This is a genomic window from Agrobacterium sp. 20P9.1.2, assembly GCF_057799395.1.
Map to the genome: position 1 here is coordinate 551,935 of NZ_JBYOKI010000001.1, position 18,199 is coordinate 570,133.

The 18,199-nt window shown below is 58.0% G+C and carries 19 protein-coding genes; 6 read left to right on the plus strand and 13 right to left on the minus strand.

Translation table 11 applies throughout. From position 1 onward, the window contains the following. Positions 1-78 precede the first annotated feature (78 nt). The 7 genes from AC27VJ_RS02635 to AC27VJ_RS02665 form a co-directional block, all read right to left on the minus strand. Positions 79-1,452 carry a glutamate--cysteine ligase gene (locus tag AC27VJ_RS02635; protein WP_488682689.1) on the minus strand — a complete coding sequence of 458 codons (1,374 nt, stop codon included), beginning with the start codon at positions 1,450-1,452 and terminating at the stop codon, positions 79-81. 135 nt (positions 1,453-1,587) lie between these two features. Then, positions 1,588-2,325: a 16S rRNA (uracil(1498)-N(3))-methyltransferase gene (locus tag AC27VJ_RS02640; protein WP_488682690.1), complete on the minus strand. Its 738-nt coding sequence runs from the start codon at positions 2,323-2,325 to the stop codon at positions 1,588-1,590. Between the two features lie 39 nt (positions 2,326-2,364). Beyond that, positions 2,365-3,867 carry an inorganic phosphate transporter gene (locus AC27VJ_RS02645; protein ID WP_488682691.1) on the minus strand — a complete coding sequence of 501 codons (1,503 nt, stop codon included), beginning with the start codon at positions 3,865-3,867 and terminating at the stop codon, positions 2,365-2,367. Positions 3,868-3,931: 64 nt separating this feature from the next. After that, entirely contained in the window at positions 3,932-4,441 is a 510-nt protein-coding gene (locus AC27VJ_RS02650; RefSeq protein ID WP_488682692.1) for an NUDIX hydrolase, read from the minus strand. A 211-nt stretch (positions 4,442-4,652) separates the two neighbouring features. Beyond that, entirely contained in the window at positions 4,653-5,393 is a 741-nt protein-coding gene (locus AC27VJ_RS02655; protein WP_488682693.1) for an HAD-IIB family hydrolase, read from the minus strand. Continuing rightward, on the minus strand, positions 5,390-6,727 hold the full coding sequence (locus AC27VJ_RS02660; RefSeq protein WP_488682694.1) for a glycosyltransferase family 4 protein: 1,338 nt from the start codon (positions 6,725-6,727) through the stop codon (positions 5,390-5,392). The genes AC27VJ_RS02655 and AC27VJ_RS02660 overlap by 4 nt, the downstream gene beginning before the upstream one ends. 87 nt (positions 6,728-6,814) lie before the next feature. Further along, on the minus strand, positions 6,815-7,714 hold the full coding sequence (locus tag AC27VJ_RS02665) for a LysR family transcriptional regulator (protein WP_488682695.1): 900 nt from the start codon (positions 7,712-7,714) through the stop codon (positions 6,815-6,817). Between the two features lie 123 nt (positions 7,715-7,837). On the opposite strand from AC27VJ_RS02665, the gene AC27VJ_RS02670 reads away from it, so the two are divergent. From AC27VJ_RS02670 to glcF, 3 genes are all read left to right on the plus strand, one after another. Next, positions 7,838-9,277 (plus strand): FAD-binding oxidoreductase, encoded by a 1,440-nt coding sequence (locus AC27VJ_RS02670; RefSeq protein ID WP_488682696.1) that lies wholly within the window; start codon positions 7,838-7,840, stop codon positions 9,275-9,277. Between the two features lie 5 nt (positions 9,278-9,282). Then, positions 9,283-10,482 (plus strand): FAD-binding protein, encoded by a 1,200-nt coding sequence (locus AC27VJ_RS02675; protein ID WP_488683169.1) that lies wholly within the window; start codon positions 9,283-9,285, stop codon positions 10,480-10,482. 205 nt (positions 10,483-10,687) lie between these two features. Next, positions 10,688-11,995, plus strand: a complete 1,308-nt coding sequence (glcF, locus tag AC27VJ_RS02680) for a glycolate oxidase subunit GlcF (protein WP_488682697.1) — start codon at positions 10,688-10,690, stop codon at positions 11,993-11,995. 181 nt (positions 11,996-12,176) lie between these two features. On the opposite strand, the gene AC27VJ_RS02685 is transcribed toward glcF, so the two are convergent. Continuing rightward, positions 12,177-12,899: a L,D-transpeptidase gene (locus AC27VJ_RS02685; RefSeq protein WP_488682698.1), complete on the minus strand. Its 723-nt coding sequence runs from the start codon at positions 12,897-12,899 to the stop codon at positions 12,177-12,179. A gap of 189 nt (positions 12,900-13,088) precedes the next feature. On the opposite strand from AC27VJ_RS02685, the gene AC27VJ_RS02690 reads away from it, so the two are divergent. Together AC27VJ_RS02690 and AC27VJ_RS02695 are read left to right on the plus strand one after the other, a co-directional pair. Beyond that, positions 13,089-13,718 (plus strand): DNA-3-methyladenine glycosylase I, encoded by a 630-nt coding sequence (locus tag AC27VJ_RS02690; RefSeq protein ID WP_488683170.1) that lies wholly within the window; start codon positions 13,089-13,091, stop codon positions 13,716-13,718. Then, positions 13,715-14,158 carry a hypothetical protein gene (locus tag AC27VJ_RS02695; protein WP_488682699.1) on the plus strand — a complete coding sequence of 148 codons (444 nt, stop codon included), beginning with the start codon at positions 13,715-13,717 and terminating at the stop codon, positions 14,156-14,158. The genes AC27VJ_RS02690 and AC27VJ_RS02695 overlap by 4 nt, the downstream gene beginning before the upstream one ends. Positions 14,159-14,180: 22 nt before the next feature. Here AC27VJ_RS02695 and copM read toward each other — a convergent pair whose 3' ends face one another. Genes copM through relB form a run of 5 tightly spaced genes read right to left on the minus strand, consistent with a single transcriptional unit; the run spans position 14,181 to position 16,262 of the window. Then, the gene (gene copM, locus AC27VJ_RS02700) at positions 14,181-14,555 is read right to left on the minus strand and encodes a CopM family metallochaperone (protein ID WP_488682700.1); all 375 of its coding nucleotides are present in this window, start codon (positions 14,553-14,555) and stop codon (positions 14,181-14,183) included. Positions 14,556-14,610: 55 nt separating this feature from the next. Continuing rightward, a complete protein-coding gene (locus AC27VJ_RS02705; RefSeq protein WP_488682701.1) occupies positions 14,611-14,970 on the minus strand; it encodes a hypothetical protein in 360 nt (119 codons plus the stop codon). 40 nt (positions 14,971-15,010) lie between these two features. After that, a complete protein-coding gene (locus AC27VJ_RS02710) occupies positions 15,011-15,772 on the minus strand; it encodes a hypothetical protein (protein ID WP_488682702.1) in 762 nt (253 codons plus the stop codon). Between the two features lie 3 nt (positions 15,773-15,775). Beyond that, positions 15,776-16,045, minus strand: coding sequence for a type II toxin-antitoxin system RelE family toxin (locus AC27VJ_RS02715; protein WP_488682703.1), 270 nt, complete (start codon positions 16,043-16,045; stop codon positions 15,776-15,778). Then, positions 16,029-16,262, minus strand: a complete 234-nt coding sequence (gene relB / locus AC27VJ_RS02720) for a type II toxin-antitoxin system RelB family antitoxin (RefSeq protein ID WP_353576995.1) — start codon at positions 16,260-16,262, stop codon at positions 16,029-16,031. Before relB ends, AC27VJ_RS02715 begins: the two co-directional genes overlap by 17 nt. Positions 16,263-16,418: 156 nt before the next feature. Here relB and AC27VJ_RS02725 point away from each other — a divergent pair, with 156 nt between their 5' ends. Continuing rightward, the gene (locus AC27VJ_RS02725; RefSeq protein WP_488682704.1) at positions 16,419-18,080 is read left to right on the plus strand and encodes a histidine--tRNA ligase; all 1,662 of its coding nucleotides are present in this window, start codon (positions 16,419-16,421) and stop codon (positions 18,078-18,080) included. Positions 18,081-18,199 lie beyond the last annotated feature (119 nt).

The following is an 18,199-nucleotide window of genomic DNA, read 5'->3' on the forward strand; positions in this document are numbered from 1 at the left end:
AGGGTGATTTGCCAATAAGCCCTGCCTTTTGCCCGGTGTTCGGTCCCAAGCCGCACCGGGCTTTTTTATGCCTGCGGATCAGTATTGGTATTCTTCGAAAATCGGCAGAACGGACTGGTTCCAGCGGCCATTATAGAGCGCCAGCAAATCTTCGGCCAACGTCGCCTTCTTCGCCAGAACCTCATCCAGCGGGTTCAGAAACACGCTTTCGTCCTGCCCGTCTTCGTTAAGACGCTTGCGGTTGCGCAGGCCATCACGGGAAATCGAGACGGTTTCGCGCGCGACGTCCAAGAGATCGCGGCCAGCGACCTTGGCTTTCAGCCCCTGAACAGGAACTGTGTCGCGCATGGTGATGACATCTTCGAAGGTCCAGTCTGCCGTCAGTTCGTCAGCGGCGCTAAGCGCGCTGTCATCATAGAGCAGGCCGACCCAGAAGGCGGGCAGGGCACAGATGCGACGCCATGGGCCGCCATCTGCGCCGCGCATTTCGAGGAACCGCTTCAGGCGAACATCAGGGAAGAGGGTCGAGAGATGGTTGGTCCAGTCGCCCAGATTGGGCTGCCATTCGGCAATCTGGCCCTTCAATGCACCGCCCATGAACTGGCGGAAGGTGATGTCGGTACAGTCGCGATATTTGCCATCGCGCACGATGAAATACATCGGCACATCCAGCGCCCACTCGACATAATCCTTGAAACCGAAATCCGGCTTGAAGGTAAAGGGCAGGGTACCGGAGCGGCGGTTGTCGGTGTCGCGCCAGATATCGCCGCGCCAAGACAACAGGCCATTCGGCTTGCCTTCGGTAAAGGGTGAGGAGGCGAACAGGGCAGTGGCGAGCGATTGCAGCTTCATCGAAACGCGCATCTTGCGGCGCATGTCTTCTTCGGATGAAAAGTCGAGATTCACCTGAATGGTGCAGGTGCGGTACATCATATCCAGACCCTGCGTGCCGACCTTGGGCATGTAGCGGGTCATGATGGCGTAGCGGGATTTCGGCATTTGCGGCGTTTCGTCGTAGGTCCAGAGCGGGCTGCCGCCAATGCCGAGGAAACGAATGCCCATGGGTTCGGCAATCTCGCGCAACGTCGCCAGATGCCGGTTGGATTCCTTGCAGGTCTCATGCAGGTTTTCCAGCGGTGCGCCGGAGAGTTCGAACTGGCCGCCCGGCTCGATGGAGATCGCGCCCATGCCGTTGGCTTCACCGAGACCGATGATGTTGCCTTCGTCGATGATCTGCTCCCAGCCGAGCTTTTCCTGCATGCCGTTTAGGAGCGCGGAGATGCTGGCGTCACCGAAATAGGGAACCGGCGTGTTGTCATCCTTGAAGAAAGCAAATTTCTCGTGCTCTGTGCCGATGCGGAATTTCTCCGCCGGTCTGCACCCACCCGCCAGATAATCTGTCAATTCCTGTACGGAGGAAATGGGTGTCTGGTCGGTCGTGTCGCGGGCCATGGAATTACCTTGTCGATGTCGCCTCGGAGGCTTTTGAATTCGCTGATAGGGCGCGGCACCGCCACACGCAAATGAATTTCTTTTAAGCATGGTGAAGCGCGTTTGTTTTGCGCCATGGCCGTGCCTCGTAGTCCACTATTTCCAGTCGCCCAGACTTGCCTGAATGACGGCCAGCGCCGCAACGGCTGCCGTATCCGCCCGCAAGATACGCGGCCCCAACGGAATCGGTGTGACGCGGCGATGGTTGCGCAGCAAGTGCCGTTCCTCTTCCGAAAAGCCGCCCTCCGGCCCAACCAGCAGAGCGATCTTCTTTTCCTCTATACGGTTGAGGATGGGCAGTGGATTTTGCCCTTCGTCGCCCTCATCACAATAAATGATGCGACGGGTCTCGGGCCATGTTTCCAGGAGGTCTTTGAGTTTGACCGGCTCCATCACCTCGGGGACGGCCAGAATGCCGCATTGTTCAGCAGCTTCCGTTACGTTTGCGCGCAGCTTGTCGAGATTGGTGATCTTGCCCTGCACATGTTGCGTCATGACCGGCTGAAGCAGGCCCGCGCCCATCTCCACCGCCTTCTGCACCAGATAATCCATGCGGCCGACTTTAAGCGGCGCAAACAGATAGTGGAGGTCGGGCGTCGCAGGCTGCGGGCGGGTCTGCTCAATGGCCGTCAGCTGGATTTTCTTACGAGTGGGGTAGGAAAGCTGCGCTCTCCACTCACCATCGCGACCGTTAAAGACCAGAATGTCCGTGCCATCAGCCATGCGCAGGACATTGGCGAGATAATTGAACTGGTCGCTGGTTGCCTCGAAAGCCTCACCGGCATTGAGAGGCTGGCTGACGAAAAGCCGTTGCATTCTAAAGTTGGCGCGCATGGGTCTCTTTGCGTTTGGGATAAATGGCTATCAGCAGGCTTAGATGAAAAGAATATACATGATTCCGTAAAACGCCGCCGCCAGTGTCGCGCTGGTGGGAACGGTGATGATCCACGCCGCAACGATGGTCATGAAATGCGAGCGGCGCACCAGATAACGGCGGCGGATTTCCGAGGAGTTCTCATTGTCGTCGTCATTCGCTTCGCCGGGTGTCTCCACGCGGGCCGGTTCCAGCCGTCGCCGGGCATTCTGCATATACCACTCACGGAAAAAGCCGACGCCGAAGACCGCGCCGATTGCGGTGTGGGTGGTGGAAACGGGCATGCCGAAGCGGGATGCGACCAGCACGGTGAGCGCAGTGGAAACGGAGACGCAAAAGGCGCGCATGGGGTTGAGCTTGGTGATCTGCTCACCCACCAGCTTGATCAGGCGCGGCCCGAACAGCAGAATGCCGCAGGACAGGCCGAATGCGCCAATCAGCATCACCCATTGCGGAGCCCGCGCCGTTTCACCGATGATGACGCCCTGCGTGGCGCGGACGATGGCGACAACAGGCCCGATGGCGTTGGACACGTCATTGGCGCCATGGGCAAAGGACATCAACGCGGCAGCAAGAATGAGAGGCCACTGGAACAATGTCCGAAGGGACTGATTGCGGTTTTCCAGCCCGTGCGACTGTCTGTCGATCAGCGGAATGCACAGCCGCCAGCCCAAAAGGCCGACAGCGAGGCCCGATATCAGCGCCGTCGCAAAGGAGATGGTGACGACCTGATGCAGCCCGACCCAGATGAGATAGGCAGTAAAGACGCCGCTCATGATGCCGATCAGCACGGGAACCCATGTCCGTGCAGCGGCGATCTTGTCGCTCTGATTGATGATGAACCGGTTGATGAAGGCGAGAAGCAGTGTGGCGAAGAAGGCGCTGATGAAGGGTGTGGCAACCCATGTCATCGCAATGCGACCCAGCGAGAACCAGTCAACTGCGGCAAAACCATAGGCAGCCGTGCCTGCGCCCGCGACACCGCCGACGACGGTGTGCGTCGTGGAAACGGGGGCCTTGAGATAGTTCGACAGGTTGACCAGCAAGGCGGCGGTGATGAGCGCCGACAGCATGGCCCATGCAAAGATGTTGCTATCGGGAATGGTGCGGATGTTGATGATGCCGCTGGAAATCGTCTCGACCACGTTGCCGCCGGTGATGACCGCGCCCAGAACCTCGCATATAGCACCGATTAGGAGCGCAGCCGTAAGCGGCAAAGCCTTGGCACCTACCGCTGGCCCGACATTGTTGGCGACATCCTTCGCGCCGATATTCATGGCCATGTAGGCGCCGATGATGGCGGCGGCGAGCACAAGGCTTCCACCCGGCTGGCCGATGACGAAGGCGCTGGCAAAAAGCGCCGACATGATGAGGAAAAGCAGGCCGATGCCTGGCGCCGTCATGCCGCGTGTCAGATGATAGCTCGCCTCCTCGACAAGCGTCTGCTTATCCAGATCCTTGTCAAGCGTCGGCTTTATGCGGTTGCGGGGTGGTTGCGCCATCTATCTGCTTTCGGCTGCGGCATATACCGCATTTGCAGGCGCAGGAGCGGCGGTGGGTGTGATTCTACAAATTTACGGTTTTTGCGTCAGGCTGGTGTTGCGTTTGCGCCATTTGCCTGCCGAAGCAAAGGAAAAGTTCTTTCAGTTCTGGCTCGTTGACACGACGCGACGCCTCTTCCGGCGACACCCATTCCAGTTTGCGGCTTTCCCGCTCCGGGAAGTTCTTCACCAGATCGACCACCTCGAGCAGATGCACCTGCACCCGGCACATGACTTTCACGCCATTGCGCAGCTTTTTCTCGTAATCGAAAAAGCCGAAATGCTCTTTGTCGACATTGCCCCGAACGCCAGCTTCTTCAAAGGCTTCCTGCTGGGCAACCGCATGGGCTTTCTTGCCATCCATCGGCCAGCCCTTTGGAATGACCCAGCGTCCCGTGTCCCGGCTTGTCAGCAGCAGGACTTCGGTTTCGCCCGTCTTCTTTTTGCGGCGATAGCAAATAGCTGCATATTGCTGACGCGGCGGGCGCCTCAACATCAGGCAGACATCATTTGCCAATCGGGTGATAATGTTCAACTCAGTGTCATTCCTTCAACGTTCAATGCAGAAATATACGATACGGCTAATATAGTGACCATATGGGGGCCAATACCATAGCGTAGCGCATGATATGTTATGATTCTCTCAATTGTCCGGCTGTGGCGGGCCAACGTCAATGCGCCCGGCGGCAAGCACCAAGCATTTTTGATGTTGAGCACATATTTTATGTGATCGGACTTTTGTGTCTCTACAGAGACATCCAGTATCTCACGCCCGATATAACGCCATCTGCCTCAGCTTCAAGGGCGGAAAAAATATTATCACGATCTTTTGCGAGCGCCTTCAGCTCTGGCAGCGCGTTGGAAACGGCGATACCCCGTACGCCCGGCAGTTCGAACATGGCGCGGTCATTGCCCGTATCACCGGCAACCACCACCTCGTCCAGACCGAGTTCGAGATGATCGCAGAGCCATGTGATAGCCGCGCCTTTATCCGCAGCGCGGGGCAGGATATCAAGATCGCGATTGCTGGAATAAACGATGCGGGCATCGATATCGTTTTCGGCAAGGCGCTTTTCGATATCGAGCAGATCTGCCTCGCTGGCATCATGCAGATACCAGCTGGATTTCAGCCCGTGCTGATAGCGCGCAGGCTGGATGCTGGTGCCGGGAAAGTCGGAGACAAGAGACAGGATTTTGTCGGTATCGAAAGCTTTGCCGAGAGAGGCCGTATAGGCCTGTCGCAAGGAAGGCTGGTCGCGGCAGGACAGCATGGTGCCCACGCCTCCGATGACATAATCAGGCGCGGGAAGGGGCACTTGCTCCATTAATTCGAACTGGTCATCCAGAAGCCGCCCGCTGTTGAACACTAGAAGCGGGCGCGTTTCCTCAGGCAGAGACTGCCAGAAGTCACGGAAACGGGACGTCGCGGCATCATTGCCGACAACGGTCCCGTCCAGATCGGTCGAGAATAAGCGAACCTGTTTCAATCGCCATCATTCCATGGTTCAGCCCAATCGGACTCTTCCAGCACCGGCATCATCGGGCGTCCTTCGACAACGGCCAGAAGCTGTTGTGCGATGCCTGTCCATGTGAACAGGCTGCGGGCTTTGTGGGCACCCATGCGCGACAGGCGACCATAGAGCCGCTCGTGCTTGAACGGCTTCATCATGGTGATGCCGAGATCTTCCTTGTCGAAAGGATCGGCAAACAGCGCATGACGACCATAGCTGACGGCGCGGAACAGGCCACCGTGGATGGTGACGACTGTCGGCGTGCCGCTGGCCATGGCTTCGATGGCGGTCATGCCGAAGGGTTCGTAGCGGCTGGAAAGCACGAAAAGGTCTGCCGCGCGGTAGATATCCGGCAGGTCTTCGTCCGCGACGTAACCGGAGAAGATGACCTTGTCTTCAAGCTTCAGAGACTTCACCCGATCCTTCAACTGGTTGAGGATCGTCGTTTCCTGCTCATCCATATTCTCGCCGCCAACGGCAAGATGCAGGCGCGCTTCCGGCTCGCGTTCGGCCAACACGGAGAAGCCATCAATCAGCAGATCGTAGCCCTTGTTGGTGGCCAGACGACCCAGCGCCAGCACCGTCTTGCCCTCGAAGCCGAAGCGCTGCCGCAGCATCTGGCGGGAGCCTTCGGACACGGGGAAGAAACGATTGTCATCATAACCCGGCGGGATCATGTGAATGTGTTTGCGCTTGAGGCCGTAATCTTCGATCAGCACGTCCAGCTGCACCGGCGTCGTCGCAATCACCATATCGCAGCTGCGATAGATGATCAGCTCATGCTGAATGCGTTCCTTGAAGTTAAACTCCAGTTCGAACGTATCGGCCTTTTCGGGATAATCCGTTTCCATCTGGCGCTTTTTCCAGATGCCGATGGAGTGTGGCGTGTGCAGATGCGGTACTTTCAGCGCTTCGGACAGACGCTGACCGGCTACGCCCGCATCCCAGTAATGGCTGTTGATGAAGGAGTAGTTGAGGTTCTCTTTCTTGATGAACCGCAATGCGTTCTCGCACCATTCCATCAAATGGCGGTGCAGATATTCCTTTGGAATGAAGTCCTTGCCACCGCAGGGAATGCGCACGACGCGCACGCGCTCATCGACCTCGTCAAACGCAGGCTGGTCTTCGAACTGCCGGGTATAGAGATCGACGGTATATCCGAGTTGGCCCAGTTTTTTGGCGAGTTCCAGGACATAAACAACCTGTCCGCCGGTATCTGCTGCGCCGAGTGGCGGCTGTGCGGCTACGTAGCCATGCGTCGATATGAGTGCTATCCGGGGATAGCGTTCAGTTTCGCTCGTGGTAATCATAGCGTCCCATCGTAGTAAAAATTTCCAAATAACCTCATAAAAATGGTGCCCTGCGGAAAAAGTTCCATCAACAGGCGATAAAATTGATTAAATGTGATCCCAATAGGGAATGGGGCCATAGAGCTCCGTGACGTAATCGATGAACAGCCGCACTTTGGCCGGAAGGAAGCGGCGACTGGAATAAACGGCGGAAAGCGCGACGCTTTTCGAGCTTTCATAGGCGGGCAAAACCTGCACCAGCGCGCCCGATTTCAGCTCCGCGCCGATATCCCATGTGGAGCGCAGGGCAATGCCGAGACCGGAGATGACCGCTTCGCGGATGACTTCGCTGGAATTGGTAATCAACATGCCCTCTGGTCGCAGGCTGATCGGACCGTCCGGGCCTTCCAGTCGCCAGAGGTCGTTGTTGTGCGCGGGCAGGCAGCGGTGCTGCTTCAACTCTTCGATTGTCTGCGGCATGCCGTGTTCGGCGATATAATTTTGCGATGCACACAAAACGCGCCGCACCGGCGCCAGGCGCTTCGCCACAAGGCTGGAATCCGACAAATCGGCAATGCGGATTGCCAGATCGTATCCACCGGCGACGATATCGATGAATTCATCGCTCAGCACCAGATTGATCGACAGGCCGGGATGGCGATCCATGAAGCCCTTGAGATGCGGTGCCACATGCATGCGCCCGAAGGAGGTGGACGCCGAGACCTTCAGCGTTCCATTCAGTGTGTTGGAACGACCGGAGACGAAATCCTCAGCCTCCTCCAGCCCTTCCAGCACGGCCAAAATCCGCTGATGGAAACCGTGGCCTGCTTCCGTCAAAGAAATCTGGCGCGTCGTGCGTTGAAAGAGCCGGGCGCCAAGCCTCTCTTCCAGCCGTTTGATGCGTTTGGAAATGACGGCGGGGGAATAGCCGAGTTCTTTTGCTGCATGTGACATGCTGCCGGAGGCGGCAACGCTGGCAAAAACTTCCAGATCACCCAGATTTGTCATCGGTCTGCGCCAATTCTTTCCATTTTGGAAACAATCTCTAGCATTTGCGCGACTTGCGTCCAAGCCATAAAGGCCCGTAAACTCAAAGCTCTGCATCGCAAGGAGGAGGCCTGTGGAGCAACCATGTCGCAAACCATAGAGTTTCTGAAACCGCGCTCCTCGGTGCTCGACAACCGCGCGAGGATCGTCGCGGACCTCGCCGATCTCCTGCCGCCGGAATGTCTGGTGCATGAGGCGAGAGAGCTGGTTCCGTTTGAAACGGACGCTTTCATTTCCTATCGCAGGGTGCCGCTCGCCGTCGCCCTGCCAAAGACGACGGCGCAGGTGGCTGCTGTCATGAAATATTGTCATCGCTACGGCATTCCCATCGTGCCGCGCGGGGCGGGCACTTCGTTGTCAGGTGGTGCCATTCCGCAGGAAGATGCCGTTGTCATCGGCCTCTCCAAGATGTCGCAGATTCTGGAGCTGGACCTGTTCAACCGCACTGCCACGGTGCAGGCGGGCGTGACGAATCTTTCGATTTCCGATGTCGCTGGACCGCAAGGCTTCTTTTATGCGCCGGACCCGAGTTCGCAGCTTGCCTGCACCATCGGCGGCAATATCGGCATGAATTCCGGCGGCGCGCATTGCCTGAAATACGGTGTGACGACCAACAATCTGCTGGGCGTGAAAATGGTGCTGGTGGATGGCACGGTGCTGGAACTGGGCGGCAAGCATCTGGACGCCAGCGGTTACGATCTGCTGGGCCTCGTCTGCGGTTCGGAAGGCCAGCTTGGTATCGTAACGGAAGCCACGGTGCGGCTGATCGCAAAGCCGGAAGGCGCACGACCGGTTCTCTTCGGTTTCGAAACTTCTGAAGAAGCGGGCTCCTGCGTGGCCGATATCATCGGCGCGGGCATCATTCCCGTCGCTATCGAATTCATGGACAAACCGGCCATCGAGATTTGCGAGGCCTTTGCCAAGGCCGGATATCCGCTGGATGTCGGTGCGCTGCTGATTGTCGAGGTGGAGGGGTCGGAAGACGAAATGGACGCCATGCTGGCGGATATCGTCGCCATTGCCCGCAAACATGGTGTGAAGACCGTGCGCGAATGCCAATCCGCCATGGAAGCCGCCGCGATCTGGAAAGGCCGCAAGTCCGCCTTTGGCGCAACAGGCCGCATTTCGGATTATATCTGCATGGATGGCACGGTGCCGCTCAGCCAACTGTCTTACGTGCTGCAAAAAACCGGCGAAATAGTTGATAATCTCGGGCTGCGCGTCGCCAATGTCTTCCATGCGGGCGATGGCAACATGCACCCGCTCATTCTATTCAATGCCAATGATCCGGAAGAGGCCGCGAAAGCCGAGGAAGCAGGCAACCAAATCCTGCGCCTCTGCGTCGATGCGGGCGGTTGCCTGACGGGAGAACACGGCGTCGGTATCGAAAAGCGCGACCTGATGCGCCACCAATATTCCGACGCCGATCTGGCGCAGCAAATGGCAGTTCGCTCTGCCTTCGATGAGGGCTGGATATTGAACCCGTCAAAGGTCTTCCCGCTGGATGGACGGCCTGGGTCATGATGGACATGCTTCTGCCCACCAGTGAAATCGAAGCTGCCGATATCATCCGTGACCATGCGGAGGCACGCCGGGCGTTGGCAATCTTTGGCGGCAACACGCGCTCCGGCTTTGGCAACCGCGTCGAGGCCGAGGCGGCGCTGTCATCCCGCGCAATCACTGGCATCGTGGCCTATAACCCCGCTGAAATGGTCATGACTGTCAAAGCCGGAACGCCCGTGGCAGAGGTGGAGGCGGCTTTGTCAGCGGCCGACCAGATGATGGCTTTTGAGCCGATGGACCACCGCGCGGTGATGGGTACAGCGGGTGAGCCGACCATCGGCGGTATCTTCGCCGCCAATGTGTCCGGCCCGCGACGTTTCGTGGCCGGTGCCGCGCGCGACAGCCTGCTCGGCATTCACTTCGTCAATGGTCAGGGAGAGGCGATTAAGGCAGGCGGGCGAGTGATGAAAAATGTCACCGGGCTCGATCTGGTGAAGCTGTTGGCGGGCTCATACGGAACACTCGGTTTTCTCACCGAAGTCACCTTCCGCGTTCTGCCGGTGCCGCCTGCGCAAACCACACTGGTCATTTCCGGCCTTGAAGACGAAGCCTCAACCCACGCCATGGCTGCTGCCATGGCGACCAGTGTCGAGGTATCCGGTGCCGCGCATCTGCCGGAGAGCGTGAAGTCACGCTTCGTGAGCGGATCGCTGCCCGATGGCGCGGCAACCGTGCTGCGGCTGGAAGGGCTTGGCGCTTCGGTCAAGGCGCGGTCGCAGAAATTGCAGACCATCCTGTCCGCACTCGGTCCTTCGGTGTTTCTCGGTGAGGACGAAAGCAAGGCGCTGTGGCGGGACATCCGCGATGTGACGCCCTATGCGACCAATCCCGCAAAACCGCTCTGGCGCGTGTCCGTCGCGCCCTCGCAAGGCCACAAGCTGGTGGCGGCGTTGCGGCTGGAAGCGGGTATCGATGCGTTTTATGACTGGCAGGGCGGGTTGGTCTGGATGCAGATGGAATATGATCCAGAGGCGGATCTGATCAGCCGCCAGATCAGAGCCTTGGGTGGTGGCCATTCGACTTTGATACGGGCGTTGCCCGCGTCTCGCTATGGCCTCGCAGGCTTCGAGCCACTTTTGATTGCTGAACACGAACTTTCTAAGCGCATCAAGGCAAAACTCGATCCGGCGGGGATTTTCAATCCGGGGAAGATGGGAATATCGTGATGGTCGAAGCGCTGAGAAACCCCCTCTGCCTGCCGGCATCTCCCCCACAAGGGGGGAGAGAAGCAGGCCGCACCGACACCAATTTATCCGATACGTCGAATAAAGCTGGAGGGTCGCCGCAGGTTATCTCCCCCCTTGTGGGGGAGATGCCCGGCAGGGCAGAGGGGGTGGCGGCACCCGCCGACGTCGAAAGAGGTCTCACCTAATGCAAACCTCCTTCACCCCCCAGCAACTCACCGATCCCAACGTTGCCGAATCCGAAAAAATTCTGCGTAAATGCGTGCATTGCGGGTTCTGCACGGCCACCTGTCCCACCTATGTGACGCTGGGCAACGAGCTGGATAGCCCGCGCGGGCGCATCTATCTCATCAAGGACATGCTGGAGAACGACCGCCCGGCGGATGCCCAGGTGGTGACGCATATTGATCGCTGTCTGTCCTGTCTGGCCTGCGTGACCACCTGTCCCTCCGGTGTGGACTATATGCATCTGGTCGATCACGCCCGCATTCACATTGAAAAAACCTATCGGCGGCCCATCATGGATAGGCTGATCCGCAATCTCCTGGCCTTCGTGCTGCCCTATCCCAAACGTTTCCGGACCGCACTGAAACTTGCCCGCCTCGGCCAACCCTTCGCGTCCGTGTTTAGCAAGACCAAAGCGCTGCGGCCCTTGGCATCAATGCTCGATCTGGCCCCGAAAACCACTCCCGCACCATCGACCTTCGCCAACCCCGGCACTCACGTCCCGCAGGCCGAAAAGCGTGGACGTGTTGCCATCCTCACCGGCTGTGCTCAGCCCGTACTCGACCCTGAGATCAACGACGCGACGATTCGGCTTCTGACCCGGCTTGGCATCGAAGTCGTTTTGCCGGAAGGCGAGGGCTGTTGCGGGGCGCTGGTGCACCATATGGGCCGTGAGGAGCAGGCGCTGGCCTCGGCGCGGCGCAATGTCGATGTGTGGATGCGTGAGATCGAACGCGGCGGTCTGGATGCCATCATCATCACCGCTTCGGGCTGTGGCACCACCATCAAGGACTACGGCCATATGCTGCGGCTGGATGCCGCCTATGCAGACAAGGCGCAAAAGGTCTCGGCACTGGTGAAGGACATCACCGAGTATCTCGCCGATCTCGACTTGCCGCCGCTGGAGCGTAACGGTTTGACGGTCGCCTATCATTCCGCCTGTTCCATGCAGCATGGCCAGAAGATCACCATGTCACCGAAACTGCTGCTGAAGGCGGCAGGCTTTGTGGTGCGTGATCCGGCGGAAGGGCATCTCTGTTGTGGTTCGGCGGGCACCTACAATATTCTGCAGCCAGAAATTTCGGCGCAGTTGAAGGCCCGAAAGGTGAAGAACATTAAGGCGACGAAGGCCGATATCATCGCCACCGGCAATATCGGCTGTATCACGCAGATCGCCAGCGGCACCGCCATGCCCATTCTGCACACCGTGCAATTGCTGGACTGGGCTTATGGCGGCAAGAAACCGGACGGGATTGAAGCATTAAAATAAAAAACGGGCGGTTTGACCCGCCCGTTTTTTAATATCCGGCTTGCAGCTTTAAAGCGCTTCCGGCCCCTTGACGTCCCCCGCCAAAGTTTATGCTCGGAACTTAACGCATTTCAGCCATCCGGCAAGCACGTTCAGTCCGTTTCACAACTCTCCGGCGTGAAGAATGACTTCAGCGTTGCTATCAGATCACTATGACCTTCGTGCCGACATTCACGCGCTCGTAAAGATCGGTCACATCTTCATTGCGCATGCGGATGCAGCCCGACGAATTGTTGCTGCCGATGGTCCATGGCTGGTTGGTGCCGTGAATGCGATAAAGCGTGGAGCCGAGATACATGGCACGCGCGCCCATCGGGTTGGCCGGGCCGCCTTCCATGAAGGCAGGCAGGTAGTGACCCTTGGCGGCTTCGCGGGTGATCATTTCCTGCGGCGGCGTCCAGCTTGGCCATTCTTTCTTGCGGGTGATCTTATGCGTACCGGCCCATTCGAAGCCCGGCTTGCCGACGCCAACGCCGTAGCGGCGCGCTTTTCCATCTGCCATGACCAGATAAAGGAATCGGTTTGGCGTATCGATGACGATTGTGCCCGGCGCTTCCTTGCCCTGATACTGTACCATCTGCGGCAAAAACTGCGGGTCGATGCGCATGTTTGGCGTATTCGGTCTTGCTGCCACGGCCTGCGCACGCGGCTGTGCAACGGGTCGCTGAAACAGCGACGGACGCGCAGGACGCTGCGGATAAACCACGGGGCGAACCTGCCCGCCACCCAACTGCACCACCCACGGAGCCGTCAGGTCGGGGCTGACCACGACAGGCGGGCGCTCGCGGTAACGATCATTGGCAAGGGCTGGCATGGAGAAGGCGCAGACAAGGCTCAGCGCCATAAAAACGGGTTTCATCGACATCGGGTGGACTCTCTACATGACACCGGAACATAAGCGTCACGTTCGCACCTCCGAGACAGCGAATGGTAAATGGCCGTTCATGAAAAGCCGCGATTTGGACGAAACCTTTTAATAAGGTTAGCGCACGGTTTTGAAACAGAGTGAATCAATGGTAATCACCGGCAGACGATGGAAAAGAGCATGGGCGCCATGAGTGAAACCGGACTTTCGACGGGTGAAGACGGCCTCATCCGCTGTTCCTGGCAGCAGGGGCTGGCGGATTATGCGCTCTATCACGATGAAGAATGGGGACGTCCGGTCAAGAACGACACGCGCCTCTTCGAAAAGATTTGTCTTGAGGGCTTTCAGTCCGGCCTCTCCTGGCTGACGGTGCTACGCAAGCGCGAGGCGTTTCGCGCCGCTTTCTGCGGTTTCGATTTTGAAAAGGTGGCAGATTTCGGTGAGGCGGATGTCGAGCGCTGCGTCGCCGACAAGGGCATCATCCGCCATCGCGGAAAGATCGTTTCCACTATCAACAATGCTCGCCGTGCCATCGAGATGCGCGATGAGTTCGGCTCGCTCGCCCGCTATTTCTGGAGCTTCGAGCCGAAGCCGGAAGAGCGCCCGCCGGTCTTCGATTACGCAACCCTGCGCGCCAACCCCATCACGCCCGCCTCCACGCGGCTGTCGAAAGACCTGAAGAAGCGCGGCTGGACCTTTGTCGGGCCCACTACCATTTACGCCTTCATGCAGGCCATGGGCATGGTCAACGACCATATCGAAGGTTGCCATTGCCGCCCGCGTATCGAAACGCAAAGGCTGGAGTTTTTACGCCCATGACCCGGTTTCCCCAAATTCTTCTGGCATTCCTGCTGGCGCTATCGGCGGTGGCTCCAGCCCATGCCGAAGGCCGCAATGTCGATGGCATCTGGCTGGATGATGGCGAGACGCTGAAGCCTGCGGCCATGCCAGCCACGGGCCCGCTGGTGCTGAATGGCTGGACGCGACAGGGACGCGGCGATGTATACCGCCTCAAGGTCAAGGCCGGAGAGAAGCTGAAGGTCACACTGGCCAGCCGAAGCGAATTCGTGGTCATGGCCATCTTCGATTTTGCCAAGCCCGAGGACGACGCAATCTTCTTCAGCGATGCGGGCAACAACACGGCACTGCTGACGCCCAAGGCAGACACGGAATGGCTGATCCGTCCCATCCTCGTCCTCAGCGCCTCGCGCCGTGGTTTGGGTGCCAATTACACGATTACGGTGGAGAGGCAGCCATAGGCCGCCCCTCCGAAGTCTTCCTTTAGTGGCCCTTTGATTTCAGCCACTCTTTCATCATGGCAATTTCCGCTTCCTGCGCTTTGATCACCTCTTGCGCCAGTTTGCGGATTTCCGGGTCCTTGCCATATTGCAATTCCACCTTGGCCATATCGATAGCGCCCTGATGGTGCGGGATCATGCCGCGCACGAAATCCACATCGGCATCGCCGGTGTATTTTGCCGACATATCCTCATGCATTTTCTTACTGGCTTCCATGAAAGCCTGTGTCGAGGCGTTTTCGGATGCCGCACCCTTGGACATGGTGTGGCCCGCATGGCTGCCAGCGTCCTGCGCATGGGCGGGAATGATGAGTGCAGCGACAAAAGCTGCGGTTATGGACATGGTTTTGATAGACATGGATTATCCTTCCTGTGTCTGACAGAATCTTTGAATGGATGGTCGTCTGTACCTGTCAGGCGCGGGGAGGGGGCAGCGGCGGAGCCGGAACATTGCCGATAAAAGCCCGCTGCAATTCGGGCTTAGGGTAGCCAAGCGGCGCGCGTCCCTTTTCGGCAAAACGCAGTTCGGGGATCAGCACCAGGCATGCTGCGCAGAAAGGCGCATGGGTCATGCTTCCCCGATGCGGGCAGGGATCGCCCTTGTCGACATTTTCTGACGGCGCAACCGGCATGGCATGGTCTCCATGCGTCATCTCGGTAGCATGGGCTTTCACGTTGCTCATCGGCATGGACATGCTGATCGCTGCCTGTGCGGGCATTGCACCGTACAGCATCCAGGCCAGAAACATCAGCATGTGAACAACAAAGCGCATGAGGCATATCTAGCGGCTGAAAAGCGACGGGAAAAGGGCATCAGGTCAACTCGGCGGCAATCACCTTATGAATGATCTGATAATCCCGGCTTTCTTCGCCAAATGGCACGACCGGCCAGTCCCATTCGCGTGCGATGCTTGGCACCGACACGCCATACAAGAGGTCTTCCTGCTGCCGTAACCCGCCGTTCTTATCGATCACCTCGAAGCCAGTATCGGTGAGAAGGCAAGCCTTGCAGGGCAGGCCAGAAAGGCCATCGACATGAGCCTGAATAAGCCGGGGCAGGGCATCTTCCGGCGCCGTGTGTGCAGGCTCTTTCTCAAGGCGGTTTTGCACGCCGGTTCCGATCTGCGACAGCAGATTGGCGGAAATGACGAGATCGAGATAAGGCACCTGCCGCAGAAAACTCAAAGGCTCCGGTTCTTTACCTGCCTGCAAGGCATCGAAACCGGAGAGATCGCGATAATTGAGGACGACGCTTTTGGCATGACGCCAAAGTGCCGTGCGCATGCTGGCCAGATGCACCAGATCGACCAGGACGACGGTATCGAAGGCCGATGCCAGCTGCTTGAGCGGCACGTCCCGTAGAAGGCCGGAACCTAGCACGACTGCCGTGCGGCGCTGCCTCAGTTTCGCAGTGGCACCCAGAATGAAATTGCGGCTATTCTCCTCATGCTCCGCCCATGCTTTTTTGCAACGGTTCGCCCGCGCCCAGAGATTGACGGAATAACGCACATAAGGCCGAAATTCCCGCGGGGTCTTGGTATAGGTCGCGGCGTAGTTGATGGCTTCGAGGATCATGATTCAGCGGTAGACTTCCCGGCGGTGGCCGATTTCGATGACGAGAACCACGAGCTTATGATCCTGTATGTCGCAGAGGATGCGGTAATCGCCAACGCGGTAGCGCCAGTAATTGCCGAGTTCCGAACCTCGTAGGGCTATCCCACTTCTTCGTGGGTCCTCATCGAGCGCAATCCGATCTGTCAGATAAGAGATGATGCGCGTTGCATTGGTTTTGCCAAGCTTTTCAAGCTGCTTGAGTGGCTTTTCCTGAAACTCAATTGTCCAGACCAAGGCGGCGCTTCACTTCTTCCAGAGTGTAGGTGGGCTCGTTGTTCTCAAGCCGACGCCGCGTCGCCTCTTCAGCCAGATACAAATCCTCCATATCCTCGATATGCTTTTCGATGGCCTCGCGGATGTAATAGGCAGATGTCCGGCCTGTGCGCTCGGAAAGCGCCTTCAGGCGCTCATAGGTTTCATCCGGCAGGCGGATGGCGGTCTGTTTGCTCATGGTTCTCTCCTCCCGGCAGTGGAGTGGGATGCATGTATCCCAGATAGCATGTCCGCCTTAACAATGCCAGCAATTCCCACCGGCCACGCCCTTGCCGCACAAGGCTTCATCCTCTAATACACCGGCTTGATTTCAAGAGATAATTGGACCGGCATCATGAGCGAAAAAGCAAAAAAGCCTCAGAAACTGAAAGCCCGCCTGCCGCGCGGCTTCGTGGATCGTTCGGCTGCCGATATCCATGCCACCAATGAGATGATCGAGAAAATCCGTGGCGTCTACGAACTCTACGGTTTCGATCCCATCGAGACACCGCTGTTCGAATATACCGATGCACTCGGCAAATTCCTGCCCGATAGCGACCGTCCGAACGAAGGCGTGTTTTCGCTGGCCGATGATGACGACCAGTGGATGAGCCTGCGCTACGACCTCACGGCTCCACTTGCCCGTCACGTCGCCGAGAATTTCAACGAGATACAGCTCCCCTTCCGCACCTACCGCGCCGGCTACGTCTTCCGCAACGAAAAGCCCGGCCCCGGCCGCTTCCGCCAGTTCATGCAGTTCGATGCCGATAGCGTCGGCGCACCGGGCGTGCAGGCCGATGCCGAGATGTGCATGATGATGGCCGATACGCTGGAAGCTTTGGGCATCAAGCGCGGTGATTATGTGATCCGGGTGAATAGTCGTGCCCTATTGGATACCGTTCTAGTAGCTGCTGGCGTGAACGACTCTCAGAAGCTCAACGTTCTTAGAAGCCTGGATAAGTTCGATAAGTTCGGTTGGGAAGGTGTATTCCAGCTGTTGACCTCTGGTCGTAAAGACGAGAGTGGAGACTTCACGAAGGGCGCTGGCTTATCTCAAGATCAAGCAAAGTCATTATACAGGCTCTTTGGCAAACCAGTCGTAATTAGTCAAAATGACGAGCCACTAAAAATTACTATCGGCCAACAGACGATTAACTGGCCCAAATCGCGCATTGAATTCTTCTCTGATTTTCGGAGAGATGGGAAGCCGATATTTGATGAGCAGCAGGTTGAATCCGGTGCGGTGGATTGGCTTTTGCCAATAATGATACTTCTATCTGATCCCGTTGAGGGAGCGACCGTCGATTTTCCTTCTTTGTTTACTTTGTTCGACATCAATACGCTTGTTCGTTCCGCTGGCTACGGCACAGATAGAATTAAGATTGACTTGTCCTGCGTCCGAGGCCTCGAATACTACACCGGTCCCGTCTACGAAGCCGAGCTCACCTTCGACGTCACCAACGAAAAAGGCGAAAAAGTCGTCTTCGGGTCTGTCGGGGGCGGTGGTCGTTATGACAGTCTGGTGTCGCGTTTCATGGGCCAGCCGGTTCCTGCCACGGGTTTCTCCATCGGTGTTTCGCGCCTGATGACGGCACTAAAAAACCTTGGCAAGCTCGGTCAGGTCAAGCCGCTCGCGCCGGTTCTCATTACCGTCATGGATGGCGATGTGGAGAGCATGGGGCGTTACCAGCGCTTCACGCAAGCGCTGCGCAATGAAGGCATTCGTGCGGAAATGTACCAGGGCAACTGGAAGAAATTCGGCAACCAGCTGAAATACGCCGACCGCATGGGCGCCCCCATTGCCATCATTCAGGGTGGAGATGAGCGGGCCGAGGGTGTCGTGCAGATCAAGGACCTGATCGAAGGCAAGCGCCTCTCCGGCGAGATCGAGGACAACGCCGCATGGCGCGAGGCCCGCGTGGCGCAGGAAACGGTGCCGGAAGCGGAACTGGTCACGAAGGTGAAAGAGATTCTGGCCGCACAGGCCGAAGATCGCCGCCGGGCAGAGAGCAACTGAACCGATGAGCCCAGCCAGCCCCCCTCTGCCCTGCCGGGCATCTCCCCCACAGGTGGGGAGATCGAATCGTAGCACCGTATCGGCCATCTTTAACGCTGCGGGAGGGGCAAGGAGCTTAC

What these genes read in the sequence shown, in the direction of transcription:
- AC27VJ_RS02705 (WP_488682701.1), bottom strand. Translation starts at nt 14,970, where the DNA reads ATGCGCTTTGTTGTTCACATGCTGATGTTTCTGGCCTGGATGCTGTAC.
- AC27VJ_RS02635 (WP_488682689.1), bottom strand. Translation starts at nt 1,452, where the DNA reads ATGGCCCGCGACACGACCGACCAGACACCCATTTCCTCCGTACAGGAA.
- AC27VJ_RS02710 (WP_488682702.1), bottom strand. Translation starts at nt 15,772, where the DNA reads ATGATCCTCGAAGCCATCAACTACGCCGCGACCTATACCAAGACCCCG.
- AC27VJ_RS02695 (WP_488682699.1), top strand. Translation starts at nt 13,715, where the DNA reads ATGACCCGGTTTCCCCAAATTCTTCTGGCATTCCTGCTGGCGCTATCG.
- AC27VJ_RS02665 (WP_488682695.1), bottom strand. Translation starts at nt 7,714, where the DNA reads ATGACAAATCTGGGTGATCTGGAAGTTTTTGCCAGCGTTGCCGCCTCC.
- glcF (WP_488682697.1), top strand. Translation starts at nt 10,688, where the DNA reads ATGCAAACCTCCTTCACCCCCCAGCAACTCACCGATCCCAACGTTGCC.
- AC27VJ_RS02640 (WP_488682690.1), bottom strand. Translation starts at nt 2,325, where the DNA reads ATGCGCGCCAACTTTAGAATGCAACGGCTTTTCGTCAGCCAGCCTCTC.
- AC27VJ_RS02725 (WP_488682704.1), top strand. Translation starts at nt 16,419, where the DNA reads ATGAGCGAAAAAGCAAAAAAGCCTCAGAAACTGAAAGCCCGCCTGCCG.
- AC27VJ_RS02660 (WP_488682694.1), bottom strand. Translation starts at nt 6,727, where the DNA reads ATGATTACCACGAGCGAAACTGAACGCTATCCCCGGATAGCACTCATA.
- copM (WP_488682700.1), bottom strand. Translation starts at nt 14,555, where the DNA reads ATGTCTATCAAAACCATGTCCATAACCGCAGCTTTTGTCGCTGCACTC.
- AC27VJ_RS02645 (WP_488682691.1), bottom strand. Translation starts at nt 3,867, where the DNA reads ATGGCGCAACCACCCCGCAACCGCATAAAGCCGACGCTTGACAAGGAT.
- AC27VJ_RS02685 (WP_488682698.1), bottom strand. Translation starts at nt 12,899, where the DNA reads ATGTCGATGAAACCCGTTTTTATGGCGCTGAGCCTTGTCTGCGCCTTC.
- AC27VJ_RS02670 (WP_488682696.1), top strand. Translation starts at nt 7,838, where the DNA reads ATGTCGCAAACCATAGAGTTTCTGAAACCGCGCTCCTCGGTGCTCGAC.
- AC27VJ_RS02690 (WP_488683170.1), top strand. Translation starts at nt 13,089, where the DNA reads ATGAGTGAAACCGGACTTTCGACGGGTGAAGACGGCCTCATCCGCTGT.
- AC27VJ_RS02675 (WP_488683169.1), top strand. Translation starts at nt 9,283, where the DNA reads ATGCTTCTGCCCACCAGTGAAATCGAAGCTGCCGATATCATCCGTGAC.
- relB (WP_353576995.1), bottom strand. Translation starts at nt 16,262, where the DNA reads ATGAGCAAACAGACCGCCATCCGCCTGCCGGATGAAACCTATGAGCGC.